Genomic DNA, 18,160 nt, shown 5'->3' on the forward strand with positions numbered 1-18,160 from the left:
TTTCACTTGCTCAGACATATCCTGGTTGCCACGCTAGTCAAGGAGCCGGGTTTATGTCATCGCATAGCAATTCAAAAATCGAACTACACAAAGTTGGTCAATCATTTGTTACTAACCAGCATAGCGTGAGTTTGTTCTCCGATTTAAGTTTTTCGATTGAGCAAGGGCGGTCGTACGCTATTACTGGGCCTTCAGGTTCGGGTAAGTCTAGTCTATTGATGCTCGCGTCAGGCTTAGAGCAGCCTTTCTCGGGAGAGGTTGTGTATAGCTACAATGGTCAAATCCAACCCATTAGTCACATTCGTTCTGAGATAGGGTTTATCTTTCAGCAGTTTCATTTGCTGCCCGAGTTCGACGCATTAAATAACGTAGCACTGCCACTTAAATTACGTGGTGATAAACAGGCGCTTGCTATTGCCAAGGAATGGCTAGAAAAAGTCGGGTTGGGGCACCGACTCAAACATAAACCGGCGCAGTTAAGTGGTGGTGAGCAACAGCGAGTAGCTATTGCCAGAGCACTGGTGTTTAACCCCAAATTTATTTTTGCCGATGAGCCCACTGGTAACTTGGATGCTCAAAGTGCGGGTGAAATTGCCGATCTCTTGTTTGCTTGCTGTCGCGATAAAGGTGCTGGATTGGTGTTGGTCACTCACAGTGATTATTTGGCGCAACAGGCGCAGCAACAATTGCGATTTAATGCCGGGGAATGCCAGTGGCTTAGCACAGAGCTGGGGAGTAAGTGTCATGCATAAACTCATTTTACCTTTGGCCTGGAGGCTGTTTTTAGAAGATGCGCGCATGGTTAATCACCGCGTATTGCAGGCCACACAGACCTTATTGATGGTGTTTATTGTCACGCTAACCTTAACCAGTGAATCGGTACAAAAACATCTTGAGCATAATATGGCGAATTTATTGGGGGCTGATGCGGTGGTGACACACACCGGAGCGTTGAGCGCTGATGAATTTGACTATTTGCAACACACTAGTAGTGCACTAATTTACACGGAAAGTTTAAAAACCACTTTGACTCATGCTGATAAATGGCAAAGAGTGACGCTAAAAGCAGTGGATGAGAGCTATCCACTACAAGGTCAGGTGCAGATTTCTAAAAGTCAAAGTGCGGTGGCCTTTAGCGCAGAAACTGCGCCCAATCCCGGTGAGATATGGCTAGACTCTCGCTTAGCCACCGGACTTGAGGTAGCGGTTAACGATAGATTGATTATTGCAGGTATTCCGCTGTTAATTTCACACATTGTCCATCACGAACCTGATCGACTAATGGAAGGGCACAATGTGGATATGCGCGCCTTAGTGCATCGGCATGACTTTATGCAGATGGGGTTTACTGACGATACCATTCAATATCGTTATTTGCTTAATGCTGATAAGCCGCAAATTGATCAACTATTACGTTGGCAACAAAATCAGCTACCTAGTGCGGAAGTCCGTCACCGCCAAGGCTCGCATCCGTTGGCGCTATTTTGGCAACGTACCGAAAATTTTATGGGCTTGGCGTCAGTAATTTTACTGTTCATGGCAGCGATTGCGATTTATCAAATCTCGCAGATTCAGATCCGCAAAGAGCAGCACTTTACCGCGGTATGTATGAGCGTCGGGGCTTCCCGCTTTGAAGGGCTTAAAGTATCTATTTATAAGTGGCTGTTAAACATCGCCGTACTATTTCCGGTTGTGTTGGCGATAGCCACCTTATGTCATTGGACGATTGTGGATTGGTTATCCGCAACGTTGCACAATCTTACATGGCAGCCGAATTTCGCAACCGCTGCGCTTGCCTTTAGTGCTGGTGCGTTGATATTAGCGGTATTTCAGTTACCGGTTTGGTTGTCGCTGCAAAACGCTTCGGTAAAACAGTTGGTGTTAAACTTTCCTAATCATCAGCGCGCTATTGTCTCCCTTGCCAGTGCAATCGCTGTATTGCTAGTGGTAACCGCAATTTATTCAGATAACGGTTTGTTAACCATTATGGTGTTAGGCTCAATGGTCGTTTGTGTGGCACTGATCGCGCTGGTTAGCTGGTTGAGTTTGACACTGGGGGAGAAGTTAACGCAACGATATTCAGGTTTAATTCCTTTTGCGACCTTTATGATGCGTCAGCGCATGCTGAGTAAATCAACCCAAATTATGGGCGTTGGCTTATGTGCATTTTTGTTACTGTTTACCTTAATGTTGCTACGAGATTTGGGCAACACTATGCACAATTATCAGCGACAGCACGATGGTAATTTGTTTGTTTCACATGCTAATAGTGAACAAATGCATGCAGTTGATGCATGGGCGCTGGAGCAGGGGGGGCAGATGCGGCAACGCAAGCCATTTATGTACGCCAAACTTATTCGCGTTAATCAGCAGTCACTGGAAGAGTTTGCCACTCGACCTAGTGAGAGTTTAGCCACATTAAAGCGCTCAATAAGAATGCATTGGACCGATGCGGTACCTACCAATAATCACGTGATTAATGGGCAATGGTGGGATTCTGAACCACAATACTGGCAGCAGATTTCGGTAGAGCAAGAAGTTATGACCGATATTGGCCTAAGTATGGGAGATGAGCTGATCTTTATGGTGGGTGAACAAGCGGTTGAATTTACCATTGTCGCCAGTCATGCCTATAAGCCGGGTGGGGGCTCAATTACCTTTTGGGTGCAAATGCCCAATACCGCTATCAAATACTTAAGCGCGCCCCATTACTTTATGGCCAGTATTGAAACCAATGAAGACAGCTTTGAAACGCTCGGCGAGCTTTGGCAACAACACCCAACCATTAAGAATGGTATCTATGCGCGAAATGATGGCGCGATTTGATAATACCTTATCCTTAGTCACGCAAATTATCAGCGGTTTTTCACTGATGATTATTTGCTTAGCCAGTATTGTGATTGTGTCATCCGTATTGGCTTACGAGCGTCAAGAACGCAAGAAAAATAGTGTGATCATGAGTTTTGGTTTACCCAAGCGTACCTGTTTACACATTAACCTTATAGAGTGGACTATAACTGGCGGAATTGCCGCTACAGGAGCAATGGCTAGTACGTGGCTAGCCGGTATATTGATTTATCAATCGCAATTTTCGCTACCCTATACGCCTGACTTTATTTGGTTAGGTACAACTTTGTTAGTCATTATGTCGATTGTTATCATCATTGGTCATTTGGCCAGTCGCAACAGCTTAAATAGCTCTATTCGAGAACTATTAATGGAATAAGAGCCGTCAGCCGAATAAAGTCTTTAGCTATACAAAAATGATTTCACATTCGTTTCACGCACTAAAGCATAAAGTAGCTCTGTACTAGGGTAAACAGGCCCTAACTAAACAAGGAGATACTTTATGCGACTTTTTATTATCCAAGCATTAATGCTTATTACCCTTCTAAGTGCCAGCTTCACCCACGCACATGCTGCAGCACCCAATGGGGATCAAGATTTAACTGTACTAATGGTTGTTAGTGGCAACGGACAATCCAAAGGCGAAGTGCAGCCGGGCTATGAGTTTGATGAATTTGCCAAGGCCTATTTAGTATTTCAGGCACACAATATTGCCGTTGATGTGGCTAGCCCGAAAGGCGGGGCGGTTGAAGCTGATCAATTCGATCCGAATAAAGCTTTTAACGCGCAAGTGTTGGCCGATACTGAGATAATGACCAAACTCAATAATACCTTAGCGATCAGTACACTTAATGCTAATGACTACGACGCTGTGTTTGTGGTTGGTGGCAAAGGCGCAATGTTTGACTTACCCAAAGATGCTGCGTTACAGCAAATCATTGCCGATGTGTATGAGCAAAAAGGTGTAATTGCGGCCGTGTGTCATGGTCCTGCGGCGCTGGTGGATGTTGAGTTATCGAATGGCGAATACTTAGTCGCAGGAAAACGCGTAAATGGTTTTACTAACAACGAAGAACAATTGTTTGGCAAGAAGTGGTTGCCTCACTTTGAGTTTTTACTCGAAGACAAATTAGGCGAGCGCGGTGGTGTTTTTCAGTCATCCGATATTATGCTAGAGCACGTGGCGGTAGATGGTCGTTTGGTGACGGGGCAAAATCCATCGTCTACCGTGGGTGTAGCGATTGCCATGCTAGAAACGATGGGCGTTTCTGTGCAACCGGTTGAGCGCTTTAGTGATGATTTAACCTTAGCTCGAGTAGCTGAGTTCTTAGGCGGTAACGATGCGGCGTTAACACAAATGGCTGCAGATTCGGAGCGTTATCAGCTAGCATTGGCTGGCATGTATGGCTTCTACTATTTAAAGCAAGCTGATGGTGCTGAGCAGCAACAACATGCGTTAGCACTGATGTTGGTTGCGCAAGACGCTATTAATAACCCGAATCTAGATATACAGATTGCTAAAACTCAACAACTGTTGGGTGATAATATAGCAAGTCAAAAGACGGTTGAGAAAATTTTAGTTCAACACCCAGATTTTGAGCCAGCCCAGCAGTTATTGAAGACCTTGGGTCAGTAATATAGGACAGTTGATATTACATAGGATTGCAGGATGACAGAGTCAAACGGTTTACATGTACTTTTGGTCGAAGACGAGGCCAACATTGCCAAGAATATTGCCGAATACATGGAGCATAAAGGTCATATTTTTGATTTTGCTACGCGCGGAGATCAAGGTTTAGACTTGGCGCTGGAATGCTTTTATGATTTAGTCATCCTCGATTTGAATTTGCCTGTCATGGATGGTTTAAAGGTGTGTCGTGCATTGCGCGAGAAGGCTGACCGTCATATTCCCATTTTAATGTTAACTGCCCGCGACAGTATAGATGACAAAGTCTCGGGTTTTCAGGTTGGCGCAGATGACTATTTAACTAAGCCGTTCTCACTACAAGAGCTGGAGGTGCGCTGCTTGGCGCTATCACGGCGGCATCGGTTGCAAACCAGTGATCAGTTGCGTTTAGGGCCCTTGGTGATCGACCGCAAACGCAAATCAGCAAGTCGCGATGGTGTTGCCTTGGCGGTAAGTTCCATGGGATTTAAGATCTTAACCATACTCGCTGAAGCTTACCCGCAAGTAGTGAGTCGCTCGGAGCTTACGCAAAAATTATGGGGCGATGAGCCGACTGAATCAGATGCACTGCGCTCACATGTGTATCAACTACGCGCAGTTATCGACAAACCTTTTGCCACACCTTTAGTGAAAACCATATTTGGCGCGGGCTTTACTCTTGCGATTGATGAAGATTGAAAAATTGAAGAACAGGTAGTGTTAAAATGACGCAAGCAACTACGAAGTTTCACAGTTTAAGCAGCCGTATTATCTGGCGGTTTTGCTTGTTTACGCTGTTTATCTCAGCCATATATGCTTTAATTTCGTTATCTCTGATGTACAACTTAGAAGATTCCTTTATTGAGCGCGGCGTAAAGCAAGAAGCAGATTATTTGTCCCAGTCATATGCGACGACTGGCAACTGGCCCGCACCGAGAAACGCTCGTATGCAGTTGGCATTTTCAGTCGATGAATTACCAACTGACATTCGTGCTTTAGTGATTGAAGAGCCGCGGCGCAAAGAGTTTTTCGGCAATCACGGTTTGCATTATCATCTGTATCGTTTCAAAGATCATCCCAACACATTTTTAGTCGCTGAAGTGAGCGAGCAGTTATTAGTTCGGCCTATTCGCGGTGGTATTATCCAATTTTTAGTGGGCAGTGGCGTTATAGTTACCGTTATTGCGTGTTTAATTGCTTGGTTGATTGGAAGACGCACTGCGCGACCGTTAAGTCAACTTGCCAGCTTGGTGGACGGGGTTGCGTTAGATACCTTACCGAGAAACTTTGCCAATGACTTTCCGAAAAATGAGGTGGGGATTTTGGCTAATGCCCTTGATCACACATTGGAGCGGATTGCCTCTGCGATGGAACGTGAACGCAGTTTTACCCGTGATGTTAGTCATGAATTACGTACTCCGCTAGCGGTGATTAAAAATGCCGTTGAAGTTGCTCAGCTCAATGCTAGCAAAGCTGAAAACCAACCTCTGCAGCGTATTTATCAGGCTGCTGAGCAAATGGAGAAAACAGTTCAAACCTTATTGGTGCTCGCCAGAGAAGAGTACAGTGTGTTAAATGCGCAGCAAATAGACTTATTGCCGATTTTAGAGCGCGCAATCTTAGACAACCACTTACTTCTCGAAAATAAAGCGATTGAAGTGGAGATTGATGATAGCTGTAAAGTTCAAGTGTTAGCCGAACCTAACGTATTAAAGGTGATTTTGGACAACATCATTGGTAACGCGTTTAAATATACCCTTGAAGGTCAGGTAATGATTTCGTTTGCTGATCAGGTGTTACTGTTAAGCGATACCGGCCCGGGTATTCAAGCGAATATTTCTGCGACCGTGACCGATCGTGGTGTAAAAGGTGAGCAAAGTACGGGATTAGGGTTTGGTTTATCGATCGTCAAACGCTTATGTGAGCATCAAGGCTGGCAACTTGAGGTGCGAAGCACCTCTGGTACAGAAGTGAGATTGCGTTTTAACAGTTAAAAGTGCATGGACCAATATACTGATAATCGGAAAATACATCTGATGAGACTTCATCTATTTCGGTAAATAAAGCAAAGCTTCCTTGCATCTTAAGGTCGATACGTTGGGTTAATATCGCTTGGTCGATTTTTACGAACGCCATGTTGAGCGATAGGGTATCAATAGTCGCGGCAAACATGGGTGAGAAACTATCGGTATTGGTTATCTCGATGTGCTCAATAAATTCGCCATGTTTGGCAAATGTGAGTGTTCCTTGCAGATGCTTTGATGCATCAGCCCCGAGCCTTTTTAAATACACATTAAACGATGCTGATATATAGGCGCTATCTTCCGAGACCACTGCCAAGCTATCGGTTTGAATTAGTTCGCTTAAGCGCAGCGAAATATTTACCTCTGCATCTTGCTTACGCCGTTGAAAATCATCTTGTTCATCAGCGGTTGGCATGCGTTTATTGATTTCAATTAGTTGCCACTGCTGAGATAACTCTTGCTGCGGACTAAAGCGCTCAATGCTGCTGGTTACTTCGCCTTCTTCGTTTTCATAACGCTCCACTTGAAACGACCATTGACGCAGTTGCGTCGCCTCAAAACCAGTAATCGCTTTGGTGATAGTAGTTTGTAGCTCATTTACAGCCAAAACATGTGGCGATTCTGTCGCGGTTGTAGCAAGTGATACAGGAGTAAAGCTAGCGCATATAGTCCATAGCGAAACAAAAGATTTCATGCATAATTCTCATACTGTTCAAAGTTATTTTGTATCTTGCTATGACGTGTGTGAAACCGATGTGAAGTGGCTATAGTAGGCAAAAACTACAGGCTTAACCTAACCGGCTGATCTGATGCGTTAAGATCTATAATCATATGTCCGCTGATTGCAGGAAACCGCAGTTTAACTTCTCTGAGTGAAAGCTCAAATTATCGTTCGATGCCGACAATCCAATCCGTGCCAGTTATCTGCTCGGTGCCAAAAATCGACAGTCTTAGAACGCAGGCTGACTTGACTTGGTGATTCTAGCAAATTGCAGACGTTCTACGTTTTAACCTGCATTGCAAATTTGTGCGATAGGGATTGTAGACAATGGAAGGATTAGCTTTTCAAACCGTTTAAATATAAAGATCGCGCTAAAAGCGGATATCTTTGGGCGAAAATCTAGCACAGTCTCAGATAAGCATGTTTGAATACGAGCAACTTCATCATGATGAAAAAAACGCAACCTTCTGACTTGCTTTGCTTACATTGGTAAGCGCTTTTTCATTTAAAAACGGATGAGTAATAGAGGATAAGCTACCAACTCTCATTCTCTAAGGGAAATAAGAGAAAAGTAAATATGGAAATTTTGAAGCAACATCTACTTCCATTTTATAAAAAATGAACTTTAATTATACCTATACATAGCTGTTTTTTATTCAAATGGAGAACGATCTTGTGAATTCTATTTTTGGTGCGTTTGCCCTGTTGTTTTTGCCTATATCGGTTTTTGCAAAGGCTTCTGGTTTACCAATAATCGACATGCACCTGCATAGTTATAACGACGAAACTTACTTTGTAGCTCCTGACCAATACGGAAAAGTAGCGCCACCAACAGCTGAAGCTCACTTTGAGCAAACCTATGAATCAATGCGACACCACAAAATTGTCTTGGGGGTTATCAGTGGTAGCTCGAAATCCGAAGAACTTTGGATATCTAAAGACAAAGAGCACAGGCTGCTGCGTGGTGTTGGCTTTATCCCGTCAGAAGATTGGACGCCTCAAAAGTTTGAGCGACTTGTCAAAGATGGCAAAGTCGATATTTTTGGAGAGATAGGTGCTTTTTACGCCGGTAAAACACTGGCCGATCCGGTGTACGATCCATATCTAAAAATCTGTGAAGAAAATGGAATCCCTGTGGCTATTCACACTGGTGGCGGGCCATCGCAGATAACGTATCGAGGATCACCAAACGCTCGCCTTGTATTGGGCAACCCACTTCTCATTGAGGATGTTCTTGTAAAATATCCTAAACTTAAGGTGTACTTGATGCATGCTGGTGAAGTATTCCACAAAGAAGCGCTGCGGCTTATGGTTGCATACCCACAGGTCTACGCTGATCTCGGCGTTGTATTGTGGGTTCACCCAATGCCAATGCATTATGGTGAGGAGTTCTTAAAGAGAGCGAAGGAGTATGGCATTCTTAACCGAGTTATGTTCGGGACGGATCAAATGGTCTGGCCTCATGCGATTGAAAAGTCTATAAAAAGACTAGAGTCATTTGATTTTCTAACTCAAGATGAGAAGCGTGGCATTCTTTATCATAATGCCGCTCGCTTTCTGGAGCTTTCTCAAACTGAAATTGATGCCCATCATGCTCACTAATCACTCATGTGATCTTTGTACCATTAGATTTTATTGCCCGTTCAGCAGAGCTGGTATCCAAACGAATTGTAAATCTCACGGTCTGATAGCAGAACTTCCCGTTGCATAAGTTGCTAACGACTGGCTGGGGTTCGCTATTCGCTGCTTCTCAGGCGCGGAAGGCTATAACTGTAAACCGTGAAATTAGACCTGAGTTATTAAAACTTAGTGCACTATTCTTTTGTAGTTGGCTGCCCAATGGGAACTTCATCTTTTTTGCAGATAGTATCAAACTCATCGCGATAGTAGCGCAAGTTCACGCAGGCTTCTTCGTATTGTAACTTTGCGGTTAATGCTTGTTGCGGATAATCCGTTTTTAACATGGTTTTGCGCAATCTTTCACAATCTTGATGTTGCTGTTTCACTTCCAAAATTTCTTCACATGGATTGTCATTGCTAGCACAGGATGACAATGCAATTAAACATATGCTGGTTCCAACTGTTTTTAGAATTGTTTGAATGGATTTGGATTGATACATAGGATTCTCTCGGCTGATTCTGTTTAATCAGAAACTACTAGTTCTCATACCTTAGCTGAGAGCGCTATAAAAAGCTATTGATAAAATATTTTACCATTGCAATCTAATCGCAAGTGAGTCTTTAGAAACTCCCTACAAACAAATAGTCGACCTGCGGATCGCAGCTTCTCGTCCAGCCCCTTCAGGGAATAATTTATTGCGTGATGATAATTGAATGAAATTTTGAAAATTACAGAATAAGAGTGATGACCCATTGTGGATGGAATGGTGTTATCAATCGAGTAAGGTGAATGCTGATCCCCCGTTTACAGGGTAGAGCCTGAAGTTGTGCAAAGAAAAGTGGTGGAGGGGGCAGGATTCGAACCTGCGAAGGCTGAGCCGGCAGATTTACAGTCTGCTCCCGTTGACCGCTTGGGTACCCCTCCGAAAGAGGCGCGTATACTAACAGAAAAAATTAGTCTGTAAATAGCATTAAAGAATTGTTTTTTAAACACGATAAGAAATAGATTAAAAGGAATCTATTTTGGCTGTTGAAATTACCCCACAATCTGATGCTGTAATTCATGATCTTGAATGGACAGGAAAACTCAATCGTGCATTGGGGCATGGCGATAAATTTGCGCTCCTGTTGGCTATGTTAGAGGATGATTATCTTCGCAGACCCAACGTAGCCAACACTACTCAAGAACCTGATAATTACTCAAGCTCGATTAAAAATCATTTTTATCCGCGAAGCTCCCTTGCAGCACAACCACAAGATTGGGAAAACGCCGACACAACCAGTCAACTCGTGGCTCGTAATGTGAGTGACGCGCTATTGTGGCAAAAAATGCATCCACAACCATTGTCAATTTATAATGATCCAAAACGAATTGACCCTGACGTTCTAATCAATTGTGCTTTTCACACTCAACAGCGCCTAAGCGGAGCGCAAGACAGTCAGATAGACGTTGACGAAACTAAACTCTACGATATTTTAAACGCGCTTAATTGAATCGATATTAACCTTAAATTAATTATGGTTTTTGCAAAATTACCAATAATTGATATACTGCGCGCCGCAAAAAAATGCTTTGGTTTTACGTTCCAATTCGCAAAAAGGTTATTTATGTCTAAATTCATTGTTTGCGCAATGTACAAATTTGTTGCGCTTGAAAATTATAAAGAAATGCGTCAGCCCCTCCTTGATGTATTAGAAACTCACAATATTAAAGGTACGTTGTTACTTGCTAGTGAAGGGATCAACGGCACCATTTCCGGTACACGCGAAGCGATTGATCAGCTAATCGCTTACTTAAATAGTGATGACCGTATTAATCCAATTTCCTGTAAAGAGTCATTAGATGAGGTTCAGCCTTTCTACCGAACTAAAGTGAAATTGAAAAAAGAAATTGTCACTATGGGCGTTGAAGGAATTGATCCACAAAAAACGGTAGGCACCTACGTCAAGCCAGCCGACTGGAACGCACTTATTTCTGATCCAGATGTACTTTTAATCGATACCCGTAATGAGTATGAAATAGAAATCGGTACATTCAAAAATGCGGTGAATCCTAAAACGGACTCTTTCAGAGAGTTCCCCCAATATGTTGCAGATAATTTAGATCCGCAAAAACACAAGAAAGTGGCGATGTTTTGCACCGGTGGGATCCGTTGTGAAAAGTCTACTGCGTTTATGAAAGAACAAGGTTTTGATGAGGTTTACCACTTGGAAGGGGGAATTCTCAAATATCTTGAAGAAGTACCAGAGCAAAATACGCTTTGGGAAGGTGATTGTTTTGTTTTTGATAATCGTGTTGCGGTAAATCATAAACTGCAAAAAAGTCATTATGAAGCTTGTTATGCTTGCCGACTTCCAATAACTGAAGAAGACAAGCAAACGCCAGAATATGAACCAGGTGTAAGTTGCCCTAAATGTTTTGGTAAACACACAGAAGAGCAAATAGCGCGTTTTCGTGAACGTGAAAAACAAGTTAATCTAGCTAAAGAGCGTAATGAAGAGCATGTTGGTTCTGAAGCGCGAAAAGCGACTAAACTGCGTCGTCAGCAAAAAGCTGCCGAGCGACGAGAAAGACGTATTGCAGCCGGAAAGTCAGCATAGACATCCACACTGATATAGCGTTAAACTGGTCGCCGAATTAATTTATTTAGTAAAATGAAAAGATCAAAAATATGACCGAAAAAACTCCATTGGATGAAAGTAAGATTGCTGAGATTCGTAAAGAATTTGATTTCTTTGACCATGATAAAAATGGGCAAATAGATTTACCTGAGTTTATTGAACTTCTCACCATCCTGTCGCCAAAAACAAAAGCCAGTCATGTACAGGAAGGCTTTTCTTTAATTGATGGCAACAATGATGGGTTTATTGATTTTGAAGAATTCTTAGAATGGTGGCAGGAAGCTTGGTGGGAATATTAACCAACTCCGTTAGCGATATTATGAAAGCCCCGAAAGGGGTTTTTTTAATGCATTTAACTATTTTTATATGAGTGAAAAGTCATGTTTGTTCCTAACAAATTTCAATTAACCGATCAGAAATTACTGGAACAGTTTATTGCGCATAATCGGTTTGGCGTCATGATTACCACTGATCTTAACGCAACACATTTACCTTTTATGTGTGAAGCCGATGAAAATGGCGATCTTTGCTTGTTTGCGCATATGGCGAGGGCTAACCCTCACTGGAAGAATAGTGAGGGGAGTCGTGCGCTTGTGGTGTTTACTGGTCCTCACGCTTATATTTCGCCTACTTGGTACGCTAATCGTCCAGCGGTTCCCACATGGAATTATACTGCAGTGCATTGTTATGGAAAAATAAGCCTACTGGATGAAAATGACACGCAACAAAGTATGGATCAGTTGGTATCTCTTTATGAGCCACAATTGTTGGCAAACGAGCAAGTCATGCCTGAGGAGTATCAACAACGTTTACGCAAAGCCGTGGTGGGCTTTAAACTGGTTATTGATAATATTCAAGGGAAAGAGAAGTTAGGACAACACCGTACAACAGAAGATCAGCTTGGCGTGCACACGGCGTTGCAACAAAGTAGCAACCCGGTTGCTCAGTTGTTAGCAGAATATATGTTAAAACGTAACCTAGGAATTGGAGATAAACAAAGCTCATAGCTTTAAAAGATACTTATGACGCCAGCCATTAATTTAGCTAAACAACGCAAAATTGCATTTACTGTACATCAATATGAGCACGATGCTGATGCAAAATCATTTGGCTTAGAAGCCTCAGAAAAACTCGGTATTCCAGCAGAACAAGTGTTTAAAACTTTAGTAGTCGAACTGGACAGCCATGAATTAGCGGTGGCGATAATCCCTGTTAATACTTCTCTTAGCATGAAATTAATGGCGAAAAGCATTAATGCAAAAAAAGTTAGTATGGCTAATCCCACTGATGTTGAAAGAGCAACTGGTTATGTATTGGGCGGAGTTAGCCCATTAGGCCAAAAGAAACGTTTAAAAACCATCGTTGATACGAGTGCGCAAACTTTTCCTTCAATATTTGTGAGCGCAGGACGCAGAGGTTTAGAAATTGAGTTGGCGGCAAGCGATTTAATCGCGTTGGTTAACGCCAAATACGCGCTCATTGCGCAATAAATAGGGGGTTAATTTTCTAGCTGATGTAATTGCGTCACATGCCATAGCTCTCCAACTGGTCCCCATAAATAAAAAACACGGCCCCATTTTTCAGTTCGAATATCGGAAAGTTTTGTTTTAAGATTTGATTTTTGCACTAGTGCGTAAGCTTGCTCGATATTGCTAACACACAATTGCATCATCAAATTTTCAGCTAATTGTTGATTATAAAAACGCTGTAAGAAAAAGTAACAATCACCATTGTGAAACAAACTCAATTCGTCAGAAACATATTCATAAGCAAAGCCAATTTCTTTGTAAAACTCAATAGATTTATCGTATTCCTTGCTAGGAATAAATACTTTGATATCTTCAACCTGCATATTCAAGCCTAATTTTATTGCGTTTTAAAAATGCTAATCATGTGATTCAGATGGTTTAGCTTTCTTTCGCATTGGGATATGGCCTACATCTGTGCCTTCTTGCGCACGAATACGCTTCTTCGGTTTTGCCGCGTTAGTTTGCTTAGGTTTAACTTGTTTCTTCTGAACAGGCCCTTTGCTAGAACGAGGTTTGATAGGTTTTAGTCCTTTAAACTTAGCTTCCAATCCTTCGAATTCACTAAATTCAATGCTTTGCTGCAAAATCCCCTTAATTGCAACAAAGCTCGCCCAATCTTTGGGACCTACCAGTGAAGCTGCATTACCTTTGCTACCAGCTCGGCCCGTTCGTCCGATTCGATGAATATATTCTTCTGCTAGTTTAGGAAGATCGAAATTGATTACCCATTCCACTTTTCGTAAGTCCAGACCACGAGATGCGACGTCGGTGGTAACTAGAACCTGATGTAGACCACGACTAAATGCATTCATGATATTGCTTCGCTGAGATTGACTTAAACTAGCACTTAAAGCCGCGCTGTCTAATCCTAACTCGTTTAATAATTGCGACAACTTATCGGTATCTTCACGTGTTGCAGTAAATACAATAACTTGTTTATTTGCTGTGTTTTCTAATAATTTCTTGAGTAATTCAATTTTATGATCAAGATGATCTGCAAGATAAAAGTGTTGTTCGATGTCTTTATGTTGTTCTGTTGAAGAGCCCACGCTTATGCGTTGAGGTGCGTTTAACATGCGCTCAGTTAAATAATGTAGTTCAGCAGAATCTAACGTAGCGGAAAACATCATTGTTTGGCGTTTTCGGTGATCGGCGAATCGGTCAATTAACTTTAGTTCATCTGCAAAGCCTAAATCTAGCATGCGGTCTGCTTCATCCAGAATCAGCAATTCCAATCCATTTAAGTATAAGCTTTTGTCTTTCACGTGGTCTGCGATACGACCAGCTGTGCCAACCACGAATTGCGGATTTCGTTTAAGCGCCTTCACTTGGTCATTGAAATTTTCTCCACCTAAAACCAAAGTCGCAAAAATATTTTGATTGCCGATTAACCATTTTAATTGCATGAATACTTGTTTAGCCAATTCACGGGTAGGGGCTAAGATAAGAACTCGCGGATCTTTTCTACTCAATGCTTTTTGTTTTAATACGCGCTGTAAGGCAGGAATTAAAAAGGCTAAGGTTTTTCCGGACCCAGTTTTTGAGGAGGCTAACAAATCTTTACCAAGCAATCCTTGCCCAATTGCGAGAGCTTGAATTTCAGTAGCTTGTTCAAAGCCTTTAATTTCAAGGGCCTTTTGAATTCGGTGGTCAAGGGGAAAGTCTTTAAATTGCAAAGTTAGTTCTCTTTTAATGTCTTCAGATTCGCTAAATTGAGATATTAACACACAGATGTAATTTTCATCTGAAAACTTGTCTTAATTACACATAGTCTAACCATGTCGTAATGGTGCTTGATTGCCAATTTTACCTTGCAACTGACGTTAAAGGTAGAGTAATAAGGTACTGATGAAAGGTTTGATTAAGGTATAGTTTATAAACCGAAAAGGAGATCAATGAGCTTAACATTGTGTTACTGGGGGAGGTGACAATTCCCCCAGCGTATGCGTGACTTAAAAAGGTTAGAAGGTCATTTCTTTAACATTGTCGCCAACTACCAATTTACCAGCAGTTTTGCTTTTTACTTCTTCTACCGAAACCCCAGGGGCTAGCTCAAGAAGATGAAACGCCCCATCTTTTACTTCAACAACGGCCAAGTCAGTGATTATTCTGTTGATACAATTGACGCCTGTTAATGGCAAAGTACAACTTTCTAATAACTTAGAATTACCATACTTGTCTGCATGGGTCATAGTGACGATGATATTCTTCGCGCCTGCAACTAAATCCATTGCGCCGCCCATACCTTTGATCAGTTTACCGGGGATCATCCATGAAGCAATATTGCCACTTGAATCAACTTCAAACGCACCTAATACGGTAAAGTCAACATGACCACCTCTAATCATGGCAAAGCTTTCTGCTGAACTAAATATAGATGCACCTGTAATTGCGGTTACGGTTTCTTTGCCTGCATTAATCATATCAGCATCTAATTGCTCTTCAGAAGGATAGGGGCCCATACCTAAGAGACCATTTTCAGACTGCAGCATCACCGCAATATCCTCAGGTACGTAGTTGGCAGCAAGCGTTGGAATGCCTATACCCAAGTTAACATAATCACCGTCTTGGAATTCTTGAGCAACACGCATAGCGATTTGATCACGAGATAAGGCCATTATATTTCTCCTTGTGTTTTAGCAACTACACGACGCTCAATTCGTTTTTCGAATTTGCCTTGAATTACTCTATTTACATAAATACCTGGGGTATGAATCTGACTCGGTGGTATTGCGCCAGGAGGAACAATTTCTTCAACCTCTACAACGGTAATTTTACCGGCTGTCGCAGCCATTGGATTAAAGTTTTGCGCAGTATGACGATATACGCAGTTACCGAATACATCTGCTTTCCAGGCTTTAACTATGGCGAAGTCACCAGTTATTGATTCTTCCAAAATGTACGGTCGACCATTAAATTCTTTTACTTCTTTGCCTTCGCCTACAGGCGTACCATAACCGGTTGCAGTGTAGAAGGCCGGTATTCCTGCACCGCCTGCGCGCATTTTTTCAGCTAGCGTACCTTGCGGTGTAAGTTCGACTTCTAACTCGCCGTCTAACAATTGTTTTTCAAATAAGGCATTTTCGCCAACGTACGAAGACACCATTTTTTTGATTTGTTTGTCTTCGAGTAATAGGCCCAATCCAAATCCATCGACACCACAGTTGTTTGAAACTACAGTCAATCCTTTGGTACCCATTTTTTTAATCTGGGCAATTAAACCCTCAGGAATTCCACACAATCCGAACCCACCCGCAATCACGGTCATGTCATCTTGTAAGCCGGCTAACGCTTCTTCGTAGCTGGTCACAACTTTATTAAATCCGCTCATAAACGCCTCTTGTTTACATAATTTTAACGTATACTAATTCAACTGAAATTAAAGTAAAATTGATTTAATATGGTTATTAATAAATAAAATTTATTAAATGGTGTTTTATGTTGTCCTATAAACAACTTCAGTGCTTTATCACGTTAGCGCAATCAAGTACCTTTGCTGAAGCCGCTGAGAAAGTACACCTTTCACAGCCTGCATTGTCTACGTCTATCAAAAAGTTGGAGGCCTATTTAGGTGGCCCGCTGTTTTCGAGAACAACACGTAAAGTTGAACTTAGTCATGAAGGGCGTGAGTTTGTGCCAATTGCTCGCAGGTTGATGCACGATTGGGAACATGCTATTGCCGACATGCAAGAGTTGTTTGCGATGCAACGCGGACGGCTAACCATTGCTGCAATGCCTTCTTTTGCAAGTAGTATTTTGCCCGGAGTTCTCAAGTCTTTTCATCAAAAATGGCAGGCTATAAATTTGACTATACGCGACGTGGTCATGGAAGAAGTGATACATCTAGTCAGAGAAGGCAGAGCTGAAATTGGGTTTACATTTGAAAATGAGCAACTAGAAGGATTGGATTTTCAACCACTGATAAACAATAACTTTATCGCTGTGGTAGCGTCTAATCACCCCCTTTCAAACAAGCAAAATATTACTTGGAAGCAGTTATCCAACTACCCATTTGTGGCGATGAATCGTGGTTCGTCTGTTAGAAAGTGGATTGAGAGTTTTGTTGAACAGCAAAAAATAACCCTAAATATCGTGGCAGAGGCCAATCAATTAGCAACCTTAGGGGAATGTGTTAAGCAAGATTTAGGGGTGTCTGTTGTACCCGGTATATGTCAGCAACAGTTTAATCATAAAGAACTCGTGTGTTTGCCTATTCGTGGTGAAAATTTGGTACGTCGTATTGGAATGATAAAAGCATCAAGAAAGACGCTTTCGGTACCGGCCGAAACCTTATGGCAATTATTAGTAAAAGGGGATAAGCAAGCTATTACCACTTCTTCTTAGGTGCAAATAGCTCATCTAATTCATCTCTTTCTTCTTCTTGCTTTTTCTCGCGGTCTTTTGCGTTGGCATTGCGTAAATTGTCTTGGATAACTTTTAATCGCTCTTCAAGTGATGCTTTTCGCTCAATATTGTATTGGTCGGGTTGGTTTTGAGCTTCGAGTGCGGCAATAGCCTTTTCAAAGTATTGTCTAGCCGAACCTAGCATATTCGATTGCAAAGCAGCATTGCCGCGTTTAGCCAATGTCTCTACATTCACTTTAATTTGCAAAGACGATAGTTGCCTATCTTCTAAGGTATATAACTGGGTATCTATTTTGCCTTTTGCATGCTCTGAGCGCAGTAGCGACCTAAACTTTTTCACCGCTTGAATATATTGAATTACCATTTTGTCACTATCAGGTAAAACGAAGTTGTCATGAGAGGGGGCGGGCGTTTCCATATCAATCATTTTTAGCCGTTCTTGTGATTCTTTTAATCGTTGTTTTATCTCGGGCAAGGAAGGGTTGAGTTCATAAATGATTTTCAACGCGTTGAGTATACGATTTTGCAAAACTGCCACTAAACGTTGCGATACAGGTATAGTATCTACTGTCATTAGTACATTTTCAGTTTCGTCTATCACCGACTTTTGCTTGGCAATTTCAGTTCGTTTTTCGGCTTCTACTTTTTCTTTGTGTTGCTGCAAAGCATTAACAACAATGGCAACTACTACCAAAGAAACGATTAAAATTATTATGATGGGAAATATCATCTAACTCATAAATCCTGTAACAACTGACGTTTAAAT

The 18,160-nt window shown here is 42.0% G+C and carries 20 protein-coding genes and 1 tRNA gene; 13 read left to right on the top strand and 8 right to left on the bottom strand.

From position 1 onward, the window contains the following. The first annotated feature begins 53 nt into the window (after positions 1–53). The 6 genes from GLIP_RS07790 to GLIP_RS07810 all read left to right on the top strand — a co-directional run bounded on the left by GLIP_RS07790 (position 54) and on the right by GLIP_RS07810 (position 6,507). Complete coding sequence (locus tag GLIP_RS07790) at positions 54–752, top strand: ABC transporter ATP-binding protein (RefSeq protein WP_008844062.1); 699 nt, start codon at positions 54–56, stop codon at positions 750–752. Further along, positions 745–2,826 carry an ABC transporter permease gene (locus tag GLIP_RS07795; RefSeq protein WP_226992194.1) on the top strand — a complete coding sequence of 694 codons (2,082 nt, stop codon included), beginning with the start codon at positions 745–747 and terminating at the stop codon, positions 2,824–2,826. Before GLIP_RS07790 ends, GLIP_RS07795 begins: the two co-directional genes overlap by 8 nt. Then, positions 2,801–3,226, top strand: coding sequence for an FtsX-like permease family protein (locus GLIP_RS22285; protein WP_226992195.1), 426 nt, complete (start codon positions 2,801–2,803; stop codon positions 3,224–3,226). Before GLIP_RS07795 ends, GLIP_RS22285 begins: the two co-directional genes overlap by 26 nt. A 123-nt stretch (positions 3,227–3,349) precedes the next feature. Next, a complete protein-coding gene (locus GLIP_RS07800; protein WP_008844063.1) occupies positions 3,350–4,483 on the top strand; it encodes a type 1 glutamine amidotransferase domain-containing protein in 1,134 nt (377 codons plus the stop codon). 33 nt (positions 4,484–4,516) lie between these two features. Further along, positions 4,517–5,212: a response regulator transcription factor gene (locus GLIP_RS07805; RefSeq protein ID WP_008844064.1), complete on the top strand. Its 696-nt coding sequence runs from the start codon at positions 4,517–4,519 to the stop codon at positions 5,210–5,212. 26 nt (positions 5,213–5,238) lie between these two features. Further along, positions 5,239–6,507 (top strand): sensor histidine kinase, encoded by a 1,269-nt coding sequence (locus GLIP_RS07810; RefSeq protein WP_008844065.1) that lies wholly within the window; start codon positions 5,239–5,241, stop codon positions 6,505–6,507. On the opposite strand, the gene GLIP_RS07815 is transcribed toward GLIP_RS07810, so the two are convergent. Beyond that, positions 6,497–7,231 (bottom strand): hypothetical protein, encoded by a 735-nt coding sequence (locus GLIP_RS07815; protein WP_008844066.1) that lies wholly within the window; start codon positions 7,229–7,231, stop codon positions 6,497–6,499. The genes GLIP_RS07810 and GLIP_RS07815 overlap by 11 nt on opposite strands. Before the next feature lie 702 nt (positions 7,232–7,933). On the opposite strand from GLIP_RS07815, the gene GLIP_RS07820 reads away from it, so the two are divergent. Beyond that, on the top strand, positions 7,934–8,860 hold the full coding sequence (locus tag GLIP_RS07820; protein ID WP_008844067.1) for an amidohydrolase family protein: 927 nt from the start codon (positions 7,934–7,936) through the stop codon (positions 8,858–8,860). A 212-nt stretch (positions 8,861–9,072) separates the two neighbouring features. On the opposite strand, the gene GLIP_RS07825 is transcribed toward GLIP_RS07820, so the two are convergent. Both GLIP_RS07825 and GLIP_RS07830 read right to left on the bottom strand, forming a co-directional pair. Further along, complete coding sequence (locus GLIP_RS07825; protein ID WP_008844068.1) at positions 9,073–9,378, bottom strand: hypothetical protein; 306 nt, start codon at positions 9,376–9,378, stop codon at positions 9,073–9,075. A gap of 340 nt (positions 9,379–9,718) precedes the next feature. Beyond that, positions 9,719–9,803: transfer RNA gene (locus tag GLIP_RS07830), tRNA-Tyr, on the bottom strand. A 98-nt stretch (positions 9,804–9,901) separates the two neighbouring features. On the opposite strand from GLIP_RS07830, the gene GLIP_RS07835 reads away from it, so the two are divergent. The 5 genes from GLIP_RS07835 (at position 9,902) to ybaK (ending at position 12,990) form a co-directional block, all read left to right on the top strand. Continuing rightward, entirely contained in the window at positions 9,902–10,372 is a 471-nt protein-coding gene (locus GLIP_RS07835) for a VC2046/SO_2500 family protein (protein WP_008844069.1), read from the top strand. Positions 10,373–10,486: 114 nt separating this feature from the next. Further along, a complete protein-coding gene (gene trhO / locus GLIP_RS07840) occupies positions 10,487–11,479 on the top strand; it encodes an oxygen-dependent tRNA uridine(34) hydroxylase TrhO (protein WP_008844070.1) in 993 nt (330 codons plus the stop codon). Positions 11,480–11,550: 71 nt separating this feature from the next. Beyond that, positions 11,551–11,799, top strand: coding sequence for an EF-hand domain-containing protein (locus GLIP_RS07845; RefSeq protein WP_008844071.1), 249 nt, complete (start codon positions 11,551–11,553; stop codon positions 11,797–11,799). Positions 11,800–11,880: 81 nt separating this feature from the next. Then, the gene (locus tag GLIP_RS07850; RefSeq protein ID WP_008844072.1) at positions 11,881–12,507 is read left to right on the top strand and encodes an FMN-binding negative transcriptional regulator; all 627 of its coding nucleotides are present in this window, start codon (positions 11,881–11,883) and stop codon (positions 12,505–12,507) included. Between the two features lie 15 nt (positions 12,508–12,522). Further along, complete coding sequence (gene ybaK, locus GLIP_RS07855) at positions 12,523–12,990, top strand: Cys-tRNA(Pro) deacylase (protein ID WP_008844073.1); 468 nt, start codon at positions 12,523–12,525, stop codon at positions 12,988–12,990. 8 nt (positions 12,991–12,998) lie between these two features. Here ybaK and GLIP_RS07860 read toward each other — a convergent pair whose 3' ends face one another. The 4 genes from GLIP_RS07860 to GLIP_RS07875 form a co-directional block, all read right to left on the bottom strand. Beyond that, the gene (locus GLIP_RS07860) at positions 12,999–13,352 is read right to left on the bottom strand and encodes a VOC family protein (protein WP_008844074.1); all 354 of its coding nucleotides are present in this window, start codon (positions 13,350–13,352) and stop codon (positions 12,999–13,001) included. 33 nt (positions 13,353–13,385) lie between these two features. Next, entirely contained in the window at positions 13,386–14,705 is a 1,320-nt protein-coding gene (locus tag GLIP_RS07865; protein WP_008844075.1) for a DEAD/DEAH box helicase, read from the bottom strand. 285 nt (positions 14,706–14,990) lie between these two features. After that, positions 14,991–15,647, bottom strand: coding sequence for a CoA transferase subunit B (locus GLIP_RS07870; protein ID WP_008844076.1), 657 nt, complete (start codon positions 15,645–15,647; stop codon positions 14,991–14,993). Further along, positions 15,647–16,360, bottom strand: a complete 714-nt coding sequence (locus GLIP_RS07875) for a CoA transferase subunit A (RefSeq protein ID WP_008844077.1) — start codon at positions 16,358–16,360, stop codon at positions 15,647–15,649. The genes GLIP_RS07870 and GLIP_RS07875 overlap by 1 nt, the downstream gene beginning before the upstream one ends. A gap of 107 nt (positions 16,361–16,467) precedes the next feature. Here GLIP_RS07875 and GLIP_RS07880 point away from each other — a divergent pair, with 107 nt between their 5' ends. Then, a complete protein-coding gene (locus GLIP_RS07880) occupies positions 16,468–17,373 on the top strand; it encodes a LysR family transcriptional regulator (protein WP_008844078.1) in 906 nt (301 codons plus the stop codon). Here the strand turns inward: GLIP_RS07880 and GLIP_RS07885 are convergent. Next, the gene (locus GLIP_RS07885) at positions 17,357–18,124 is read right to left on the bottom strand and encodes a hypothetical protein (protein WP_008844079.1); all 768 of its coding nucleotides are present in this window, start codon (positions 18,122–18,124) and stop codon (positions 17,357–17,359) included. The genes GLIP_RS07880 and GLIP_RS07885 overlap by 17 nt on opposite strands. Between the last annotated feature and the right edge of the window lie 36 nt (positions 18,125–18,160).

The organism is Aliiglaciecola lipolytica E3 (assembly GCF_000314975.1).
In the GTDB taxonomy this organism is placed as follows: domain Bacteria; phylum Pseudomonadota; class Gammaproteobacteria; order Enterobacterales; family Alteromonadaceae; genus Aliiglaciecola; species Aliiglaciecola lipolytica.